The sequence below is a fragment of the Providencia manganoxydans genome, assembly GCF_016618195.1.
Taxonomy (GTDB): Bacteria; Pseudomonadota; Gammaproteobacteria; order Enterobacterales; family Enterobacteriaceae; genus Providencia; species Providencia manganoxydans.
This window is the reverse complement of record NZ_CP067099.1, coordinates 1,095,936-1,116,594: the sequence shown is the minus strand read 5'-3', so window position 1 is coordinate 1,116,594 and position 20,659 is coordinate 1,095,936. Positions and strand designations below refer to the sequence as shown.

General features: G+C 40.7%; 17 protein-coding genes, 4 tRNA genes and 1 other annotated feature. Of the genes, 5 read left to right on the top strand and 16 right to left on the bottom strand.

Annotated elements, in window-relative coordinates:
• The first annotated feature begins 21 nt into the window (after positions 1–21).
• The 3 genes from bamD to pheA all read left to right on the top strand — a co-directional run bounded on the left by bamD (position 22) and on the right by pheA (position 3,055).
• On the top strand, positions 22–753 hold the full coding sequence (gene bamD, locus JI723_RS04910; RefSeq protein ID WP_070926474.1) for an outer membrane protein assembly factor BamD: 732 nt from the start codon (positions 22–24) through the stop codon (positions 751–753).
• Between the two features lie 509 nt (positions 754–1,262).
• Positions 1,263–1,592, top strand: a complete 330-nt coding sequence (gene raiA, locus JI723_RS04905) for a ribosome-associated translation inhibitor RaiA (RefSeq protein WP_272580297.1) — start codon at positions 1,263–1,265, stop codon at positions 1,590–1,592.
• Between the two features lie 142 nt (positions 1,593–1,734).
• Positions 1,735–1,856: a sequence feature (Phe leader region), on the top strand.
• Between the two features lie 26 nt (positions 1,857–1,882).
• Positions 1,883–3,055, top strand: a complete 1,173-nt coding sequence (gene pheA, locus JI723_RS04900; RefSeq protein ID WP_337979811.1) for a bifunctional chorismate mutase/prephenate dehydratase — start codon at positions 1,883–1,885, stop codon at positions 3,053–3,055.
• A gap of 60 nt (positions 3,056–3,115) precedes the next feature.
• On the opposite strand, the gene JI723_RS04895 is transcribed toward pheA, so the two are convergent.
• The 8 genes from JI723_RS04895 to ffh form a co-directional block, all read right to left on the bottom strand.
• Positions 3,116–4,666, bottom strand: coding sequence for a methyl-accepting chemotaxis protein (locus JI723_RS04895; protein WP_070926480.1), 1,551 nt, complete (start codon positions 4,664–4,666; stop codon positions 3,116–3,118).
• A 384-nt stretch (positions 4,667–5,050) separates the two neighbouring features.
• Positions 5,051–6,172, bottom strand: coding sequence for a bifunctional chorismate mutase/prephenate dehydrogenase (tyrA, locus tag JI723_RS04890; protein ID WP_140181995.1), 1,122 nt, complete (start codon positions 6,170–6,172; stop codon positions 5,051–5,053).
• A gap of 14 nt (positions 6,173–6,186) precedes the next feature.
• Positions 6,187–7,281, bottom strand: coding sequence for a 3-deoxy-7-phosphoheptulonate synthase (locus tag JI723_RS04885; RefSeq protein WP_070926482.1), 1,095 nt, complete (start codon positions 7,279–7,281; stop codon positions 6,187–6,189).
• Between the two features lie 476 nt (positions 7,282–7,757).
• The gene (gene rplS / locus JI723_RS04880; RefSeq protein ID WP_004914006.1) at positions 7,758–8,111 is read right to left on the bottom strand and encodes a 50S ribosomal protein L19; all 354 of its coding nucleotides are present in this window, start codon (positions 8,109–8,111) and stop codon (positions 7,758–7,760) included.
• Between the two features lie 65 nt (positions 8,112–8,176).
• Complete coding sequence (trmD, locus tag JI723_RS04875; protein WP_070926483.1) at positions 8,177–8,923, bottom strand: tRNA (guanosine(37)-N1)-methyltransferase TrmD; 747 nt, start codon at positions 8,921–8,923, stop codon at positions 8,177–8,179.
• 38 nt (positions 8,924–8,961) lie between these two features.
• The gene (gene rimM / locus JI723_RS04870) at positions 8,962–9,510 is read right to left on the bottom strand and encodes a ribosome maturation factor RimM (protein WP_070926485.1); all 549 of its coding nucleotides are present in this window, start codon (positions 9,508–9,510) and stop codon (positions 8,962–8,964) included.
• An 18-nt stretch (positions 9,511–9,528) separates the two neighbouring features.
• Complete coding sequence (gene rpsP / locus JI723_RS04865) at positions 9,529–9,777, bottom strand: 30S ribosomal protein S16 (RefSeq protein WP_140181997.1); 249 nt, start codon at positions 9,775–9,777, stop codon at positions 9,529–9,531.
• Between the two features lie 136 nt (positions 9,778–9,913).
• The gene (gene ffh / locus JI723_RS04860) at positions 9,914–11,275 is read right to left on the bottom strand and encodes a signal recognition particle protein (protein ID WP_070926489.1); all 1,362 of its coding nucleotides are present in this window, start codon (positions 11,273–11,275) and stop codon (positions 9,914–9,916) included.
• Between the two features lie 550 nt (positions 11,276–11,825).
• Here ffh and JI723_RS04855 point away from each other — a divergent pair.
• Both JI723_RS04855 and JI723_RS04850 read left to right on the top strand, forming a co-directional pair.
• Entirely contained in the window at positions 11,826–12,617 is a 792-nt protein-coding gene (locus tag JI723_RS04855; RefSeq protein WP_070926492.1) for a cytochrome C assembly family protein, read from the top strand.
• Between the two features lie 50 nt (positions 12,618–12,667).
• Complete coding sequence (locus JI723_RS04850; RefSeq protein WP_070926494.1) at positions 12,668–13,957, top strand: CNNM domain-containing protein; 1,290 nt, start codon at positions 12,668–12,670, stop codon at positions 13,955–13,957.
• A gap of 61 nt (positions 13,958–14,018) precedes the next feature.
• On the opposite strand, the gene luxS is transcribed toward JI723_RS04850, so the two are convergent.
• The 8 genes from luxS to alaS form a co-directional block, all read right to left on the bottom strand.
• Positions 14,019–14,534, bottom strand: coding sequence for an S-ribosylhomocysteine lyase (gene luxS / locus JI723_RS04845; protein ID WP_319066696.1), 516 nt, complete (start codon positions 14,532–14,534; stop codon positions 14,019–14,021).
• 155 nt (positions 14,535–14,689) lie between these two features.
• Positions 14,690–16,249, bottom strand: a complete 1,560-nt coding sequence (gene gshA / locus JI723_RS04840; protein WP_272580300.1) for a glutamate--cysteine ligase — start codon at positions 16,247–16,249, stop codon at positions 14,690–14,692.
• A 173-nt stretch (positions 16,250–16,422) separates the two neighbouring features.
• Positions 16,423–16,499: transfer RNA gene (locus JI723_RS04835), tRNA-Arg, on the bottom strand.
• Positions 16,500–16,587: 88 nt separating this feature from the next.
• A tRNA-Arg gene (locus JI723_RS04830) sits at positions 16,588–16,664 on the bottom strand.
• 96 nt (positions 16,665–16,760) lie between these two features.
• Positions 16,761–16,837 (bottom strand) — tRNA-Arg (locus JI723_RS04825).
• Between the two features lie 12 nt (positions 16,838–16,849).
• A tRNA-Ser gene (locus JI723_RS04820) sits at positions 16,850–16,942 on the bottom strand.
• 517 nt (positions 16,943–17,459) lie between these two features.
• The gene (gene csrA, locus JI723_RS04815) at positions 17,460–17,645 is read right to left on the bottom strand and encodes a carbon storage regulator CsrA (RefSeq protein ID WP_004264815.1); all 186 of its coding nucleotides are present in this window, start codon (positions 17,643–17,645) and stop codon (positions 17,460–17,462) included.
• 228 nt (positions 17,646–17,873) lie between these two features.
• Positions 17,874–20,501 carry an alanine--tRNA ligase gene (gene alaS, locus JI723_RS04810; RefSeq protein ID WP_272580301.1) on the bottom strand — a complete coding sequence of 876 codons (2,628 nt, stop codon included), beginning with the start codon at positions 20,499–20,501 and terminating at the stop codon, positions 17,874–17,876.
• Between the last annotated feature and the right edge of the window lie 158 nt (positions 20,502–20,659).

Here is a 20,659-nt window from a genome sequence, read left to right as displayed (position 1 = left end):
TCAGAGGATAACCAACACGTGATGATACGTATGAAATATCTGGTGGCTGCCGCCACGTTGAGCCTGGTACTCACCGGATGCTCCAGCAATAATGAAATCAGCCCTGATAGCACCCCGGCTGAAATGTACAGTGTTGGCCAGCAAAAGTTGCAGGATGGTAACTACAAAGCGGCCATCAAGCAATTGGAAGCGTTGGATAACCGCTATCCATTTGGCCCATATGCCCAGCAGGTACAATTAGATCTGATTTATGCTTATTATAAATCAGCTGAACTACCAATGGCGATAGCTGCAATTGACCGCTTTATGCGTCTAAACCCAACCCACCCAAATATTGACTATGTGCTCTATATGCGTGGTTTGACTGCAATGGCACTTGATGATAGTGCATTGCAAGGTTTCTTTGGTATTGACCGCTCAGATAGAGATCCTCAACACGCACGAGTCGCCTTTAAGGACTTTAGCCAATTGGTTCGTTACTATCCTAACAGCCTCTATGCTAACGATTCCAGCAAACGTCTTATCTATTTAAAAGATCGTTTAGCGCGATTTGACCTCTCCGTCGTTGAATATTACAACAAACGTGGTGCCTATGTCGCGGTTGTCAATCGAGTTCAACAAATGTTAAGAGACTACCCAGATACTGATGCCACAAGAAAAGCATTAAAATACATGGAGATAGCTTACAATCAAATGGGGCTTAACGCGGAAGCAAATAAAGTTGCAAACTTGATTGCCGCTAATAGTAATTAATCAAGCTGTAGAATTGAGAAACAGCAGCTTCGGCTGCTGTTTTTTTATGGAAATCCAAGATAGATTAAATATCACTATGCTCTAAATAATTCGAGGTGCAGCTAGGCGACAAGCGAATGAGTCACTAGGAGCATAGAAAACTATATGACTGGTATGACTGGTGGGTAAGTGGTGCGAATGAGCGTAGTTGTTATACCTCAACGTAAAGCGCTGCAACTTGCAGTATGACGAGTATATATTGATTTTTCAGGCTATTTTCTACTATTTACTCATATATCAAATTTTAGCCCAAAGACAGTACCGACTATTAACCGTATTGATAGTCAACTTTTTCAGTTTGGCTCAAGAACTCAAACTTGGCAATCTCTTTCCCCTACTTTTTTATACCAAATCACAGTTCAGATGGTGAGAATGGACTGCATGTATCAAGTGTGATCTAGGTCAATTTTTTAAACTAAATAGTCGCTATTCTGAGTACATCGAAGACGGAAACAATGAGAGGTAACTATATGATAGTGAACATAACTAGCAAACAAATGGATATTACCCCCGCTATCCGAGATCACATTGAGAGCCGTCTGACTAAACTCGACAAATGGCAAGTTTCTTTGATTAATACTCATGTTGTATTATCGAAAGAACCACAAGGCTTTATGGTGGATGCCAATATTAAAACAGCCACAGGTAAACTGGTTGCAAGCGCCAAACATGAAGATATGTATGTCGCAATCAATGAATTAATTAACAAACTCGAAAGACAACTCAATAAAGCACAACACAAAGGAGAATCAAGAAGGGCCAACAATAGTGTAAAAGAAGCGAACCTTGTTACGTTATAATTTTATATTATCTACAAACTTATCTTGAAACCTTTCCAACGCGCTCATCATGGGCGCGTTTTTTGATGGTACAACTTCTTTTTTGTTGACATCCAGTTAACTATCAGTTCTATTTAAGAGAACACTCTGCAATTATGGTATTAATTATGAATATGAATCTTGGTTTCTTTTCTTTCTTTAGCAACTCCTACTAAGGGGCTTTTGTCGTTCGAGAAATAAAAGAAGACAAGATTTAAAGCCCCTCTAAATAGGGGCTTTTTTTATTCACTGATGTTTTAAGGGTAGGTAGGATGGATAACAGCACTAATTTACTGAAAGTACGTGAAAAAATCAGCCAATTGGACAGTGAACTTCTTGGCCTACTGGCTAAGAGACGCGGCTATGCCGTTGAAGTCGCACAAACAAAGCTAGAAGATAACCGCCCAATACGAGATAAAGAACGCGAGCGCCAATTATTGGATGTTTTGATCGACAAAGCAAAACCGCTAGGCTTAGACGGTTTTTATGTCACCCGACTATTTCAAATGATCATCGAGGATTCGGTTCTTACACAACAAGCTATCCTACAGCAACATCTCAATCTAACACCCAGTGATTCAGCACGATTTGCATTTTTAGGTCCTAAAGGCTCCTACTCACACATCGCAGCCCGTCAATATTCAGCTAGACACTTTGACCAACTTGTTGAGTGCAGCTGCCATAAATTCCAAGATATATTTTCTCTTGTTGAAAGCGGTCAAGCTGACTATGGTATTTTACCGATTGAAAATACCAGTTCAGGGGCAATCAATGATGTTTATGACCTATTACAAAACACCACATTATCGATTGTCGGTGAAATCCGCTTACCGATTAACCATTGCTTGCTAACATCCTGTGATACAGATCTTAGCAAAATAGATACAGTTTATAGTCATCCTCAACCGTTCCAACAATGCAGCCAATATCTCTCACAATATCCTCATTGGAAAATCGAGTATTGCGACAGCACCTCAACAGCAATGCAAAAAGTGGCTCAACAAAATTCACCAAATGTTGCAGCATTTGGCAGCGAAGCAGGCGGTGCGCTCTATAATTTACAAGTTCTAGAGCATAACTTAGCCAACCAGCAAATTAATATGACTCGGTTTATTGTTGTTGCTCCACAAGCAATTGAAGTTACTGAGCAAGTCCCTGCGAAAACGACACTACTGATTACCACAGGTCAACAAGCAGGGGCTCTGGTAGATGCGTTAGTTATCTTAAAAAATAATAAGATCATCATGAGCAAGCTTGAATCACGCCCTATTAATGGTAAGCCATGGGAAGAGATGTTTTATATTGATGTGCACTCCAACCTTCGCACCGAAAATATGCAACAAGCACTCAAAGATCTATCGACCATTACACGCTCAATTAAAATTTTAGGTTGTTACCCATCAGAAAATATTGTTCCTGTTGAGCCTGAAAAAATTACCCCTTAGATCTTGGTACATAAAAGCCAGTAATTGACTAACTGGCTTTTATTGATATCAAACTTTCAATTAATGCATTGAAAGGTCAACACGAAAATAATTAACTAGCTGTTTAAGGTGTAAGGCTTGCTGCTCCAATGCTCCAGCGGCAGCAACAGATTGCTCAACCAAGCTGGCATTTTGTTGTGTTGTGGCATCTAATTGCCCTACAGCACTATTAATTTGCAAGATCCCTGCACTTTGCTCATGGCTAGCTTGTCCTATTTCTTGCAAACGTTTATCCATCTCTTCAACATTTTTGACCATACCATGAATTTGCGTTTCCACATTTTCAACTAACTCCATCCCCTCTTTCGTTTCTGTGAGTGAATTTTCAATTAATACTCTAATATCATTAGCTGAATTAGCACTTTTTTGTGCTAAGAGTCGAACCTCTCCCGCAACAACAGCGAAACCACGTCCATGCTCGCCCGCCCTAGCAGCCTCAACAGAGGCATTCAATGCGAGGATATTAGTTTGAAAGGCTATAGAATCGATTAAATTAATAATATCAGTCATTTGACTTGATGATGCATTAATAGCACGCATTTTATCAGTCACTCGATTCATCATTTTGCCATTATTCGTAACGACTAGTGCAGTATCAGCAGCAAGCTGGGTGGCTTGATGGGTGTGTTCAGCCGTATTTTGTACTGTTGATGTGATCTGTTCCATCGAACTCGCCGTCTCTTCGACAGAGGTTGCTTGCTCCTCTGTTCTTGCTGCGAGATTTTGGTTGCCAGCAACAATTTGCCCCGCCGCCGCAGAAATACTTTCTGACCCATTTTGGACTTCCAGCACAATCTCCAATAAACGTTTTTTCATTTCCAACAATGCTTGAAGTAATATACCGGTTTCATCACGATATTTGATTTCTACATGTTGCGTTAAATCACCTTCAGCGATGGCTTGAGCAAAAGCTACCGCTTTTCCAAGTGGGCGAGTAATTGATCGGGTCATAAACCAGCCAATCACACAACCAAGCGCAATACTAATCAGCGCTAATATAATTAAGAAATATTTATTAAAATTGTATTCATCATTAACAACAATGCCCGCTTGCTGCATTTTGTGATTTTGTACCTCAATAAAGTTTTGTACTTTTTCACGATATTCACGTTGAATAGCCGATGTTTTATTCATCATTTCATCAATAGCTGCACGGCGATCATTATTGGCTAAAAAGCGATTCAAACGAGATTGGGATTGAAGAAAACGATCGCGAACATCATAGATCTGTTCAAGTACGCTAATAGACTGTTGATCTGTTGCATGATCATCAAGCTCCTTCAACAGCTGTGCCACATTCTCACTGATTTTGCTTAGTTCGTTTCGACGTCTTTCACTGTCTCTATCATCCAGTAAAATTAACTCTTGTATGCCAATATAAGAATAAAAATTATCCATTAGCTGATTAGCCTTAACAGTCATTGGATAATCTTTATAAATAACCGTCTGAATTCCATCATTCGCTCTATTTAAACTGATTAGAGAAAATGTTGAACTCAATAACATAAGTAAAATAAAGAAAGCGAATGCAATCGATAGTTTTACACCAATTTTCATATCCTTCAGGGACATAGATTCCTCACCGACCAATTAATCATTTCATGGGCATTAATATCGGTAAATAATCAACTAACTTTATTATCAAAATCGCTCAATTTTAAAATGTTCAACCTATAAACCAATTAACTGGAGCTAATAGAGAGTTAGTCACTAACATTAGTATATTTATTGGTATGTTAAGTTATGGAATGCAGTAATAAGTAAAATCACATGCACATAGTAAAAAAGAGCGTGATGGCTTAATAATTTGCTTCGTACGATTTTGTAGGGAAATATATCCTCTACATATTGGTAGGTGCCGTTAGACAATTAGTGAATGCGTTATTTACATCTTAACGAAAAGTACTGCAACTTGAAGTATCAAAAATATAGCCCCAATTGGGGCTATAACAAGTATTATTTACGATTATCGTTAGCTCTTTGCAATAGAGACTGACTTTCCTTCATGAAGTGGTGAGCATCTTCACCAAACCACTCACTGACTTTATTAAATTGCTGTATAAATTCAGCTTTATCCTTGCGTTCCAGCATTTCAATCGATTCGCCAAATAATTGATAGTAACGGCGGATCAATTCAATATTTTCATCTGATGACATAATAATATCCGCATACAACTGCGGATCTTGGGCAAATAAGCGCCCAACCATAGCCAGCTCTAAACGATAGATTGGAGATGATAGATCCAGCAACTGCTGGAGATCTACATGCTCCTCCGCTAAATTTTGACCATAGGTAAAGGTGGTGAAATGGCGTAATGCCTGAATAAAGCTCATATTGCGATCGTGGTCGTTCGCAGTAATTTTTTTCAAGCGAGCCCCCCAAACCTGTAGCTGTTCAAGAAACCACTGATAAGCACCACTATCTCTTCCGTCGCAAAATGCAAACACTTGTTTTGCAACACTACCAACATCAGGACCAAACATAGGGTGTAAACCAAGGACAGGACCTTCATGTACCGCAAGCATCGCTTCAAGAGGCTGACGCTTCACTGATGCGATATCAATAAGGATCGTTTCTTTATCTAATTTAGGTAGCTTATGAATAATTTCTACCGTTGTATGTATTGGCACACTGACAATGACAACGCTTGCACCCGATACAATAGAGGTGGCTTGAGGCCAATCTTGCTCACCTAATGTTTTTACTTGGTAGCCTGACAACGTTAGTAAGCGGTTAAATAACCGCCCCATTTTACCGTCACCACCTACAATCACAATTGGGCCGGCATCTGGCTTTAGCGTTTTAAAACCTTTGTCATTTTCACGAGCGTAGGATTCTCGCATAATACGACGAAGTATATCTTCAATTAAATCAGCAGGGATCCCCATTCGCTCAGCCTCTTGGCGGCGGGCAGCCAACATACTTGACTCCCGCTCAGGCACATAAATCGGTAAACCATGTTGACTCTTAACTTCACCGACTTCGGCTACCAGCTGTAAGCGTTTAGCCAATAAATCTAATAATGATTTATCAACTTCATCAATTTGATCTCTCAGATGAGATAATTCAACAGACATACCTATACCTTGTATTAACTCGCAATTTCAAATTTTTCTGCGCGCTCTTCAAGCACAGGTAATAACGCTTGATGAAGTTTGCGCAGTACCACTTCTGTTGTTTCCCAATCAATGCAAGCATCAGTGACTGATACACCATATTTCATCGCATCACGTGGTTGTTCTGATGTTTGATTACCTTCATGTAAATGGCTTTCTAACATAATACCCGTTATTGACTGATTTCCATTAGTAATTTGTTCAATGATTGAATCAACAACTAATGGCTGACGACGGTAGTCTTTATTTGAATTACCGTGGCTACAATCCACCATTAATGACGGTTCAAGCCCCGCTTTTTTCATTTCAGCTTCACAAGCGGCAATATCTTCAGCGCTGTAATTTGGTGTTTTACCACCACGTAAAATCACGTGCCCGTTATCATTACCTTTAGTATGCAGCAAGCTAACTTGGCCAGACTGATTGATGCCCATAAATCTGTGTGGCATTGATGCAGCTTTCATCGCATTGATAGCAGTAGATAAGCTACCATCAGTACCATTTTTAAATCCAACAGGCATTGATAAACCTGAAGCCATCTCACGGTGAGTTTGTGATTCAGTTGTTCTTGCACCGATTGCAGACCAGCTAAATAGATCCCCTAAGTATTGTGGATTATTTGGATCTAAAGCCTCAGTTGCCAAAGGTAGCCCCATATTCACCAAGTTGGTCAATAAATCACGAGCAATATGTAGGCCTGTTTCCATATCAAATGAGCCATCCATCGCAGGATCGCTGATTAGTCCTTTCCAACCCACGGTTGTACGAGGTTTTTCAAAATAAACACGCATCACAATATATAAACTGTCATTCAGCTCAGCTGCAAGTTTTTGTAGACGCTGACCGTATTCAATCGCCGCATCAACATCATGAATAGAACAAGGACCACATACCACGAGCAAGCGCGGGTCACGCTGATGAATAATATCAGCAATAGTTTTACGTGAGGCCGCGATAGCATGCAGGTTATTGTTACTCAGAGGAAACTTCTGTTTCAGAGCTTCAGGTGTAATTAAAACCTGTTCATCATGAATATTCACATTATTGAGTACATCTTTTTGCATGATCATTTTTATTACCTACTTAACTGTTTATATATTTTTTGTGCGTTAAGGACTAACATACCACGCAACGTAAAGATTACAATCCATTAATGTAAAATAATTACAATACTGTAAATTTAAATGAATAAAAATATAAATAATTAATATTAAACAAATTATTTACATATCAATCATTTTAAACTGCTCAAAAAACACACAAAAACACAATAAGTGTAATTTTATATTTACATCTAGATAATAAAAATCAGTTTAACCAATAAAATTAATTATATCTTAATGAACAGCAGAAAGGATCGCTGCGACAGTTCAAGCTGTAGCTAGGTGGTGTGAGACGCTAGGAGCGTATATGAGTATGTGATGAGTCGCGAGTGAATACAGCCAACAACGCTGCGATTTGAAATATGATGAGTATGCGGATATATAAAGGCTCGTGCTTACTCAGCACGAGCCTTATCTATAACTTTCGGATGTGCGAAAGCGTATTACTTGGCGTTCAGACGCTCTTTAATACGAGCTGCCTTACCAGAACGCTCACGCAGGTAGTACAGTTTAGCTCTGCGAACGGCACCACGACGTTTAACAGCGATGCTATCTACGACTGGAGAGTGAGTTTGGAATACGCGCTCAACACCTTCGCCGTTAGAAATTTTACGAACAGTGAATGCAGAGTGCAGACCGCGGTTACGAATAGCGATAACCACGCCCTCAAATGCCTGCAGACGTTTTTTAGAGCCTTCTACGACCCATACCTTAACTTCCACAGTATCACCCTGACGGAATGAAGGTACGTCCTGCTTCATCTGCTCTTGTTCAAGTTGTTTAATAATGTTGCTCATAATAATTCTCTTACCCTAGGTAAACTGATATATGTTAGACAATTAATTTAATTGTCTGGATTCACTTATTGCTCAAGCTGATATTCACGTTGAAATTCAGCTAGCAACATCCTCTGCTCGTCAGTCAGAGCTAGGCTTTCCAGAAGCTCAGGTCTTCTAAGCCAGGTACGGCCAAGTGATTGCTTCATGCGCCAGCTATCTATCTTTGCATGATTACCTGATAGTAAAACATCAGGTACTTGCATGCCGTCTAAAACTTCAGGGCGAGTATAGTGTGGACAATCTAACAAACCATCTGCAAAAGAGTCTTCTTGCGCAGAAGCTTGATGACCTAGCACCCCAGGTATAAACCGAGATACAGAATCTATCAACACCATAGCAGGGAGTTCCCCACCACTGAGAACGTAATCACCGATTGACCATTCTTCGTCAATTTCGGTTTGAATGATCCGTTCATCAATACCTTCATATCGACCACAAACAAGAATTAACTTCTTATTCGTTGCCAACTCACAAACACCGTCTTGACTGAGTTTGCGCCCCTGAGGTGACAGATAAATCACTTTCGCGCCTTCACCCGCCTCAGCTTTTGCTGCGTTGATAGCATCCTTTAAAGGTTGCACCATCATCAGCATGCCTGGACCACCGCCATAAGGACGATCATCCACTGTTTTATGCCTATCGTGGGTAAAGTCCCGCGGATTCCAGCATTCAACAGACATCAGGCCATTTTTCACTGCCCGACTAGTTACCCCGTACTCGGTTATTGCGCGGAACATTTCGGGAAACAGGCTAATTACACCAATCCACATGATTTAGTCCCACTCATAAAAACCGTTCAACCGGAGATTTAAAAACCAGGATCCCAATCAACTTCAATCAGTTTAGATTTGAGATCGACTTTCTTGATAACCTGCCCATCAAGAAACGGAACCAACCGCTCCTTGATGCCAAATGCATCTTTTAGATTTGCCTTTATCACAATCACATCATTTGACCCAGTTTCCATCATATCAGTGATGGTACCAAGGTCGTACCCTTGCAACGTCACTACATGACAACCCATAAGGTCTTTCCAGTAGTACTCGTTGTTATCTAATTCAGGGAGTTGCGTTGAATCAACAACAATCTCAAAATTAGTCAAGAGCGCAGCTTCATCGCGGTCATCGACCCCTTTGAGCTTAACAATAATGTCTTTGTTGTGGTGTTTCCAATCTTCCAGTTCGATGTGTTGCCATTGACCAGAACGCTGAATAAACCAAGGTTGATAATCAAAAATACTTTCAGCATGTTCGGTGGACGAAAAAACTTTGAGCCAACCACGAATTCCATATGCTGCGCCTAGTTTACCCAAAACAATTGGATTAGTAGGTGTCGCTAGATTTACTTGCTTGCTCATTGTTACCACCGTGACAGATTAAGCTGCTTTTTTAGCTTGTTTGACCAGTTGTGCAACACGGTCAGAAACAGTTGCACCCAGGCCAACCCAGTGCTCGATACGATCTAAGTCTAAACGCAGTTCTTCTGCTTGACCTGAAGCGATTGGGTTGAAGAAACCGATACGCTCGATAAAACGACCGTCACGCGCATTGCGGCTATCGGTTACAACGATTTGGTAGAACGGACGCTTTTTTGCGCCGCCACGAGATAAACGAATTGTTACCATAACATCCTCATTAGTTAATAAAACAACCAGACTCCATCGAGGGATAGAGTCCGGTTGTCATATAAAAAGCCCGAAAATTTTACTCACTTTGACGCAAAAATCAATCAAAAGTGCATATTCTTTCTAGCTTCATTACTTAACGCCCCGGAAAACCCGGTGGCATCATTCCTTTCATACCACGCATCATCTTAGCAAGACCGCCTTTTTTCATCTTCTTCATCATGCGTTGCATATCATCAAACTGCTTCAAAAGACGGTTAACTTCTTGCACGTTAGTTCCTGAACCCGCTGCAATACGACGCTTACGAGACCCTTTGATAATCTCAGGTTTTTCTCGTTCTTTGCGCGTCATTGAGTTGATAATCGCCTCCATACGAATGGTGATTTTATCATCCATCTGAGACTTAACAGCATCAGGAACTTGTGACATACCAGGGATCTTACTCATCATACTGGCCATGCCACCCATGTTGCGCATTTGCTTTAATTGATTGAGAAAATCATTTAAATCAAAACTATCACCCGTTTTGAGTTTTTTCGCCAGTTTTTCCGCTTCGTCACGGTCAACTTTATGTTCAATCTCTTCAATCAGCGATAATACGTCGCCCATGCCTAAAATACGTGAAGCTACACGCTCAGGGTGGAATGGCTCCAGTGCATCGGTTTTTTCCCCTACCCCTAAGAACTTGATAGGTTTACCAGTAATTGCACGAATGGATAAAGCCGCACCACCGCGTGCATCACCATCCACTTTAGTCAGCACGACCCCAGTTAAAGGTAGGGCTTCATTAAAGGCTTTTGCTGTATTCGCCGCATCCTGCCCCGTCATTGCATCAACAACAAACAGAGTTTCGACAGGATTGATAATACGATGGACTTCTTTAATTTCATCCATCATAGCTTCATCGACGTGTAAGCGACCCGCGGTATCCACCAGCAATACATCATAAAACTGCAATTGGGCATGTTTTAAGGCTTTTTGTACGATAGCAGCAGGCTTTTCTTGTGCATCAGATGGGAAGAAATCAATTCCAACTGACTGCGCTAATGTCTCTAGCTGTTTGATCGCCGCAGGGCGATAGACGTCAGCTGAAACAACTAAAACTTTTTTCTTTTGTTTCTCTTTTAAATGTTTACCTAGCTTAGCGACACTGGTTGTTTTACCCGCACCTTGTAAACCAGCCATAAGCACAACCGCAGGCGGTTGTGCAGAAAGATTTAACTGATGGTTCTCTTCCCCCATCGCATTTGTGAGTTCATTTTGAACAATTTTGATGAACTCTTGGCCCGGGGTTAAACTTTTATTGACATCTTGGCCAACGGCACTGTCTTTTACTTTTTGAATAAATTCACGGACAACGGGCAAAGCAACGTCTGCTTCCAGCAAAGCCATGCGAACTTCACGCAGTGTATCTTTAATATTATCGTCAGTCAGACGACCACGCCCGCTGATGTTGCGCAAAGTGCGCGATAGTCTGTCAGTTAAATTATCAAACATATGTCTTAGCTCAATTCTGTTTAAGGGCCTACTGTCAAAGCTAGATTTGGTTATTCATACTGCAAAATGCAAGTACATAGTGGCTAATTTAGGCAACTTTTTTATTATTTATCTTTTAGAAAGGCAAATAACCGCCAATACCTATGCTCTAAATAATTCATCGTGCAGCAACGAATGAATTGATCGCTAGAAGCATAGAGAACTATGTGGCAAGTAGCGAGTAGTAGCTACTATAGCTTAACGCATATACCTTAACGCAAAGCGCCGCAGCTTGAAGTATGACGAGTATAAAACCAACGCCAAAACTTTTTGCCGTAGTGTACCATACCTGATGCGGTTTCGCTTCACCCTGTTTAAGGTTGATTTAGTCGGCCAGCGTTCCAATTTACTTATCTATCTAAATAGGATGAGTAAAATCAAAAAAAGGGCTCTTCGATATCGTTAACAATTTAAGAAGAGGCTTATTAATGTGACCAATGGTTGGAGCCTACAGCTGCACGAGTTATACTACTTAACATTATCCACTTAAAATGAATAACGACACTATACTATGCCCGTATTTGCAGTCATAGCAGTTTGTACATACCTGCTCAGCCTGTCTCTGATTGTTCCTGGTCAGGTTCGTAAGCAGCCTATGTATCGCCAGCTCGCCCTTTTATTGGCAGTTATTGCACTGATCACACATGCAATAACGCTAAAGTTACTTATTTTTCGTGGAGATGGAGGGCAAAACCTCACATTATTGAATTTGGGTTCCGCAGTCAGCTTGCTGATGTGTATCATTATGACTGTCGTAGCATACAAAGGTAGGGCTTGGTACCTTACTCCTATTGTCTATAGCTTTGCGATTATTAATTTAATGCTTTCGACAATTATGCCCGGTGAATTTATTACACACTTAGAAGCTAGCGTTCCTTTATTTATCCATATTGGGTTAGCTTTACTCAGTTATGCAACACTATTAATCGCTGCGCTTTATGCCTTCCAAGTTGCCTTGATTGATTACCAATTAAAAAATAAAACACTCAAGTTCAGTTCTGATATGCCTCCCATGATGGTGGTTGAACGCAAAATGTTCCATATCACACAAGTCGGTGTCATTCTGCTCACCTTAACCTTATGCACTGGCTTTATTTATATGGATAATATCTTTGATAAAGAAAACATTCATAAGTCTGTGTTATCTGTTATTGCTTGGTTCGTTTATATTATTTTACTGTGGGGTCACTTCCAAGGCGGATGGAGAGGTAAACGAGTTCTATTTTTCCATGTTGCTGGGGCATTAATTCTTACAATGGCTTTTTTCGGTAATCGGTTGATACAGCAAGTTATGGTACCTTAACAAAAAAACTAATAAAATAATCTTATCGACATAGCATAAGGAAACTAGTTTTGGATCACGTATCTACTGGTACGCTTATCATTATATTAGTGGTTTTGATCGTGATGTCTGCGTATTTTTCAGCCTCAGAAACAGGCATGATGACGCTAAATCGCTATCGCCTAAAGCACCTCGCCAAACAAGGTAATCGCTCAGCTAAACGTGTTGAAAAGTTACTTAGGCATCCCGATAAACTCATCAGCTTAATTTTGATCGGCAATAACTTGATCAACATAGTTGCTTCATCACTCGCGACCATTATCGGTATGCGTTTGTATGGTAACGCAGGTGTCGCTATTGCTACTGGTATTTTGACCTTTGTGATACTCGTTTTCGCTGAAGTTATGCCTAAAACCATAGCTGCCCTGTACCCAGAAAAAATTGCTTTTCCTAGTAGTTATATTTTAAAACCACTACAAAAAATCATGCTCCCAGTGGTTTGGACCTTCAACAAAATCACATTATTATTTATGCGGATATGCGGTATAAAATCCCCGATTATTCGTAGCGACGCGGTAAGTAAAGAAGAGCTGAGAACTATCGTTAATGAATCAAAAGCCAAGCTCAGCCGCCGCAACCAAGACATGCTAATTTCCATATTGGATCTTGAGAAAGTCACCGTGGGTGACATTATGTTGCCAAGAAATGAAATTGTCGGCATAGATGTCAATGATGACTGGAAGTCTATCATTCGCCAGCTAACACACTCACCACACGGTCGCATCGTGCTCTATCGTGACTCTCTTGATGATGCTATTGGTATTTTACGTGTACGCGAAGCCTATCGCATGATGATGGAAAAACGCGAATTCAATAAACAGAACCTAATTAAGGCTGCTGATAATATTTATTTTATTCCTAACAGCACGCCGTTAAGTATCCAACTAATTAATTTCCAACACAATAAAGAAAAAATTGGCATCATCGTTGATGAATATGGCGAGATCCAAGGCCTAATTACTGTTGAGGATATTTTAGAAGAAATTGTCGGTGACTTTACGACTTCAATGTCACCCTCATTAGCGGAAGAAGTTTTACCACAAAGCGACGGTAGCGTTTTAGTTGATGGTACAGCAAATATTCGTGACCTGAATAAAGCGTTTGATTGGCACCTACCAATTGATGGCCCAAGAACCATAAATGGTATGGTATTAGAAGCTATTGGCGATATTCCTGAGTTACAAGAGCAAATTGTGATTGGTAATTATTTAGTGGAAGTATTGCTGATCAGCGACAACATCATTAAGCAAGTTAAAATTACCCCTCTTGCAACAACCGCTTCTGTTATGACACAACAATAAAAAACCGCACCTCCTCTTTTAAAATAATAGGTTAGGTGCAGTTTGTTTTAAAAATGCTGAGCTAGATATGTAGCTCAGTCAATTTTTCGGCTGGTAATGCAAGCTCCTCATTTTTATTAATAAGGATCTCAGATGACAATACATTGCGAGCGATTTGTTGTGCTTCTTCCAATGAATGCATTTTAAATGTTCCACACTGATAAACATTTAGCTCAGGGATCTTATTTTGATCTTGCACTTTTAACACATCTTGCATCGCACCTTTCCATGCATCTGCAACACGCTGCTCATCAGGTTGACCAATCAAACTCATATAAAAGCCTGTACGGCAGCCCATTGGCGAGATATCAATAATTTCGACACCATTGCCATTCAGATGGTTACGCATGAAACCTGCAAATAAGTGCTCAAGAGTATGAGTGCCTTTTTCCGTCATAGCCTCTTTGTTAGGCACAGTGAAGCGCAAATCGAATACAGTGATCGTATCCCCATTTGGAGTTTTCATGGTTTTTGCGACTCGGACGGCAGGCGCAGCCATACGCGTGTGATCTACAGTAAAACTGTCTAATAACGGCATTTATTGACCTCCTGAAAAAATTATTTTTTATTTGCGAAAAAAATGAAACTATTTTGAAATCGTCGAGTCTTACTTAATGAAAGACGCGCAAATTTGTTATCATCCCTAATTCTCTAAGAGATTTTTGTTTGGCCACCTAGTGTGGCCATTTTCTTTTAACGACCTGCGTGCTTATGCAAGTAATCTTCAAAACTCTCAGTCTCTTCTTTTTCAATCATAGCTTGTTTTTCAATGGAAGCTACCCGAGCGGCTTCAAACTGCTCTTCAGTGATCACTTCATAAGGTTCACTAATTAGCTCTTGATAGTATTTTTCTGCCAGCTCTAAACCATAACCACCAATACCTTGCTCAAGCATTTTATCCATAACTAGCGCCGAGTAGGTTAATTTTGGATCTTCAAACATTGAAACAAACTGATGGCATACCTCTTGATACTTAGCATCACAACAAGTATCAAGCACTTCAGCAACACGGATCAGATCCTTAAATAATTGCTGCCCCACCTCAACAAGAGGCTTCATTTCACTACCACAGCCAATACCAATGACTTGGCCTGGTTTACGCCCCTCAAGGATCACTCGACTCCAGTTTTTACGGCTACAGTCTAATTCTTGAGTATCCATTTCTGGTGCATCAGCTAGCACACACCAAATCAAAAATAGATCAAGGAAACGAGTCTGGGTTTCATCAACACCAATCGCATTAAAAGGGTTGATGTCTAAAGCACGAACTTCAATGTATTCGATACCACCACGCAATAACGCATCTGACGGTGATTCGTCACCTTTAGGCACACGTTTCGGGCGGATAGGCGCATACAATTCATTTTCAATTTGCAGCACGTTAGTATTCAACTGAATATATTTACCGTCTTTTTTAGTCCCTAGCGCTGCAAACTCCTCAGACGGCTTGTAAATCGCTTTCTTTAAACCTGCTACGTAGCTATCTAAATCATTAAACGTGATGTTTAAATCGCTCTGAGACTTATTTGTGTAGCCTAAATCACTCATTCGTAATGAAGTTGCATACGGTAAGTAATAGGTTCCTTTTTCAGTCTTATCAAAAGTTAATTTAGTGTTTCTATCCTTAAGGAATGAACCACAAATCGCAGGGGAAGCGCCAAATAAGTAAGGGATAACCCAACCAAAACGATAATAGTTTCTGATTAGGCGTAAATAACCATCAGAGATTTGCGCTTTACCACTTTCAGCATCTTTAACACCCGCCCACGCTTGCCAAAACTCAATTGGCAAAGAGAAGTTATAATGAACACCAGCAATAGTCTGCATCAATGCACCATAACGGTGTTTTAACCCTTCACGATATAAATTTTTGAAGCGGCCAATATTCGATGCCCCATACTGTGCAAGTGTGATCTTCTCTTCATTTTCAATGAAACAAGGCATGCTTAATGGCCACATTCTTTCATTATGAAGATGACGCGCTGTATATCGGTGCAAATCCCTAAGAAAAGCCAAACTATGTCCAATACTTTTATCCACAGGAGTAATGAACTCAAGTAGGGGCTCAGCAAAATCTGTCGTGATCCATTTATGTGTTAAAGCTTTCCCCAATTCTTCCGAATGCAAAGTTTCAGCAATAGAACCTTTCGGAGTAACACGTAATGTTTCACGCTCAATACCACGCTGAATGCCATTCAGTGCTTCAGGGTGCGCCTCTAACCATGAGAGCGCTTTAGATACGTCCGGGATCAAATCGACCTCCCGCCTGTGATGTAATTTTATTTTAGTAAGGTGCTTACTTTAGCTTAAATGAAGGAAATTGTCGCTGTCTAGATGTGTGGTTTATCTTGAATGGGTATTGAAATAATAAAGAATAGTCAACTTCAGGATGAAAAAAAAGCCCCTCATTGAGGAGCTTCTTGTTCTGGTGCATCCGGGAGGATTCGAACCTCCGACCGCTCGGTTCGTAGCCGAGTACTCTATCCAGCTGAGCTACGGATGCATAATTCTTTTATTGATATGAGTTAATCAATAACTAGCAATACTGTTTAATAAGGGAATATTTGATATGTGAGAATATCACTAATAGATGGTGCATCCGGGAGGATTCGAACCTCCGACCGCTCGGTTCGTAGCCGAGTACTCTATCCAGCTGAGCTACGGATGCATTACAATATCAAACTCTACTTCATCAGTTACTGCTATATTTTGGTCGCTAAAAACCAAAACAAAACCCCATCAGTATCACTCACAGGGTTAAATATGGTGCATCCGGGAGGATTCGAACCTCCGACCGCTCGGTTCGTAGCCGAGTACTCTATCCAGCTGAGCTACGGATGCAGCAATCTAAAATGGCGGTGAGGGAGGGATTCGAACCCTCGATGCAGCTTTTGACCGCATACTCCCTTAGCAGGGGAGCGCCTTCAGCCTCTCGGCCACCTCACCGTTTTTAGTCACACACGATTTGTTTTTCAACATCTCGTCTCTGTGTGGCGCACATATTACTTTCCTGACCTTAGAAGTCAAACAATTTTTCCAAACTTTTTGGTTTCTAATGACTGTTTGCACATTTCACAAGCAAGATGATTAGTTTAGCATCGAAAATCGCATTCATCACGGCTTAATTTTACTCTTTTTTTAGCCACTAAAAATTTACCCTGCGCATATCTTTCTCACCCCAAATTGCAACACATAGAATTAAACATATTAAGCAACAATTTCTGCTGTGATGCTTGCTCAAAAACAGAACAACACATCTAGCATAAAAAAACAGCAGGTAATTAAAATTTAGCAACAGCTCAAATGATGAGTGAAAGGATTGATACGAATATCGTCGATGCGAAATTTGAGTTGATGAATAGTCACACTATAATTATGACAATTCATTATACGGCTGGCTTTCCAATGAAAGACAAGCGTCCATTTTCGCTGTGTGGGTCAAAATTTGGACGCTTATTCATTATTATTGATTATCTGGTTGAGTCTTTTCGGCCTGGATCCGTTGATAAATTTCTTCACGGTGAACAGAAACTTCTTTTGGGGCATTGACACCAATACGAACTTGATTGCCTTTTACTCCCAGTACAGTAACTGTTACCTCATCGCCTATCATGAGTGTTTCACCAACTCGACGAGTCAGAATAAGCATTCTTTGCTCCTTGAAATATTATAAAGAGTCGGGTCTCTAGGTTTCCCCCGCTATTGTCCATCACACACCGTGAAAACGTAAAGCAATGATATACACCTAAAGCATCGATGCCATCAAGGCAATCATTTTAATTATATACATACAAAATATAACACTACCCACAACACATTAACAATGTTGCAACAAGCAAAGTTGCCTCACGGTGCATGAGGCAACGTCACTATATGCTTAGAGCCGTGAGCTCACCCATTCTTCTACGCTTGCCATAGCTGCTGGTAATGCACTAGCATCAGTACCCCCAGCTTGCGCCATATCTGGGCGACCACCACCTTTACCACCTACTTGTTGTGCAACATACGATATCAAATCACCAGCTTTTATTTTAGCAGTCAAATCATTTGTTACACCAACAATTACACTGACTTTATCACCACTTGTTGTTGAAAGCACGATAATCGCAGATTTCAACTGATTTTTCAGGTCATCAACCATTGTTCTCAAAAGCTTAGGCTCTGTGTTATTAAGTTGGCTTACAAGTAATTTAGCGCCTTTGATATCTTTTGCTTGGCTACTTAGTGAAGCACTTTCTTGAGATGCTTGTTGATCTTTTAATTGCAAAATCTCTTTTTCTAATTGACGAGATTTATCCAATGCAGATTTTACTTTCTCAACTAGGCTATTCATATCGCCTTTTAAGAGATGAGCAATCGCATTCAGTTGTTCGGATTGGCTGTGAACACTTTCAAGTGCGCATTCACCTGTTGTTGCCTCAATACGACGAACACCTGCGGCGGTTCCCGACTCACTCAAAATACGGAATAAACCGATATCACCGGTACGGCTAGCATGAGTACCACCACAAAGCTCAATTGAGAAATCGCCCATACTTAAAACACGTACGCGCTCTTCATATTTCTCACCAAACAATGCCATCGCACCTTTAGCTTTCGCACTCTCTAAATCCATAAGTTCCGTATCAATGGACGTATTCTTACGAATTTGTGCGTTAACGATATCTTCTACCTGACGTAGCTGTTCTGCTGTCATCGCTTCGAAATGTGAAAAATCGAAACGGAGATATTTATCATTAACTAAAGAACCTTTCTGCGACACATGATCACCAAGAACTTGACGCAGTGCAGCATGCAATAAGTGTGTTGCTGAGTGGTTAAGACGAATAGCGTCACGTCTTTCCACATCAATTTTCGCATCAATACGATGGTTAATCACTAATGTGCCAGACTCAACTTTACCAATATGACCGATCGCTTGACCATACTTTTGTGTATCAGTAACAATAAAACTACCACTATCATTACGTAACAAGCCAGTATCACCGACTTGACCGCCTGATTCGGCATAAAATGCAGTTTTATCTAAAATTACCAACCCTTCATCACCAGCATTCAATGAATCAACTGGTTGGCCATCTTTATAAAGCGCAGTAATGGTGGCTAATTGTTCATTATAAGCATAACCAGAGAATTCACTGTGTTTTTCGACCTTGATTAATGAATTATAATCGGTACCAAAACCACTAGACTCTCTCGCACGGCGGCGCTGATCTTCCATTGCACGCTCAAAGCCTTCTTCATCGACCTTAAGATTACGCTCACGACACACGTCGGCAGTTAAATCGATGGGGAAGCCATAAGTATCATATAAACGGAATGCCGTCTCACCATCTAAAGTGTCACCCTTAAGTACTGCGAGTTCTTCATCAAGCAATTGAAGACCACGTTCTAATGTACGTGCAAACTGTTCTTCTTCTGTTTTAAGAACTTTTTCAACCATAGCTTGTTGACGTGCAAGCTCATCCGCCGCAGCCCCCATCACTTTAATTAATGGCGCCACTAGCTTGTAGAAAAAGGTATCTTTTGCCCCCAGCATATAACCATGGCGCACAGCACGACGGATAATACGACGTAGCACATAACCACGACCTTCATTTGATGGAATAACCCCATCGCTAATCAGGAATGCACAAGAACGGATGTGATCGGCAATAACACGCAATGATTTGTTCGACAGATCCTGAGAGCCTGTTGCGCTCGCAGCAGCTGCGATCAAATCACGGAAAATATCGATGTCATAGTTTGAATTAACGTGCTGCAATACCGCTGCAATACGTTCTAGCCCCATGCCTGTATCGACAGAAGGTTTTGGTAATGGATCCATCGTACCATCTGACTGGCGATTGAATTGCATGAAAACAATGTTCCAAATTTCAATATAACGATCGCCATCTTCTTCAGCACTTCCTGGAGGGCCACCCCAGATATGATCGCCATGATCATAGAAAATCTCAGTACATGGACCGCATGGACCGGTGTCACCCATCTGCCAGAAGTTATCAGATGCGTATGGTGCGCCTTTATTATCACCGATACGAATGATGCGCTCTACCGGAATACCGACTTCTTTGTTCCAGATTTCATAAGCTTCATCATCAGTTGCATACACAGTGACCCACAATTTTTCTTTTGGCAGGTTGAACCATTCTTTCCCTGTTAATAGTTCCCATGCAAAATTGATTGCATCATGCTTAAAGTAATCGCCAAAGCTGAAGTTACCAAGCATTTCAAAAAAAGTGTGGTGACGGGCAGTATAGCCGACGTTTTCTAAATCGTTATGTTTACCACCTGCTCGCACGCATCTTTGTGCGGTTGTCGCTCGGGAATATGCTCTTTTATCCAGACCAAGAAATACATCTTTGAACTGGTTCATCCCTGCGTTTGTGAACAATAATGTTGGGTCATTATTTGGTACTAGCGAACTGCTACTTACCACTTGGTGACCTTTCGTATGAAAAAAGTCGAGAAACGCTTGACGGATCTCAGCGGTGCTTTTACTCATATTTATCCCGATTTCAAGCTGGAAACTAAATTACGAATTGTTGAGATGGAATGTAACATCACCTCTAATCAACTCTCCGATTAAAAAGTGACTGATAAGATAAAGTCTCTTTGCGTAGAAGTAAAATTTATACTCACATCCCCAAAATCACAGTACTG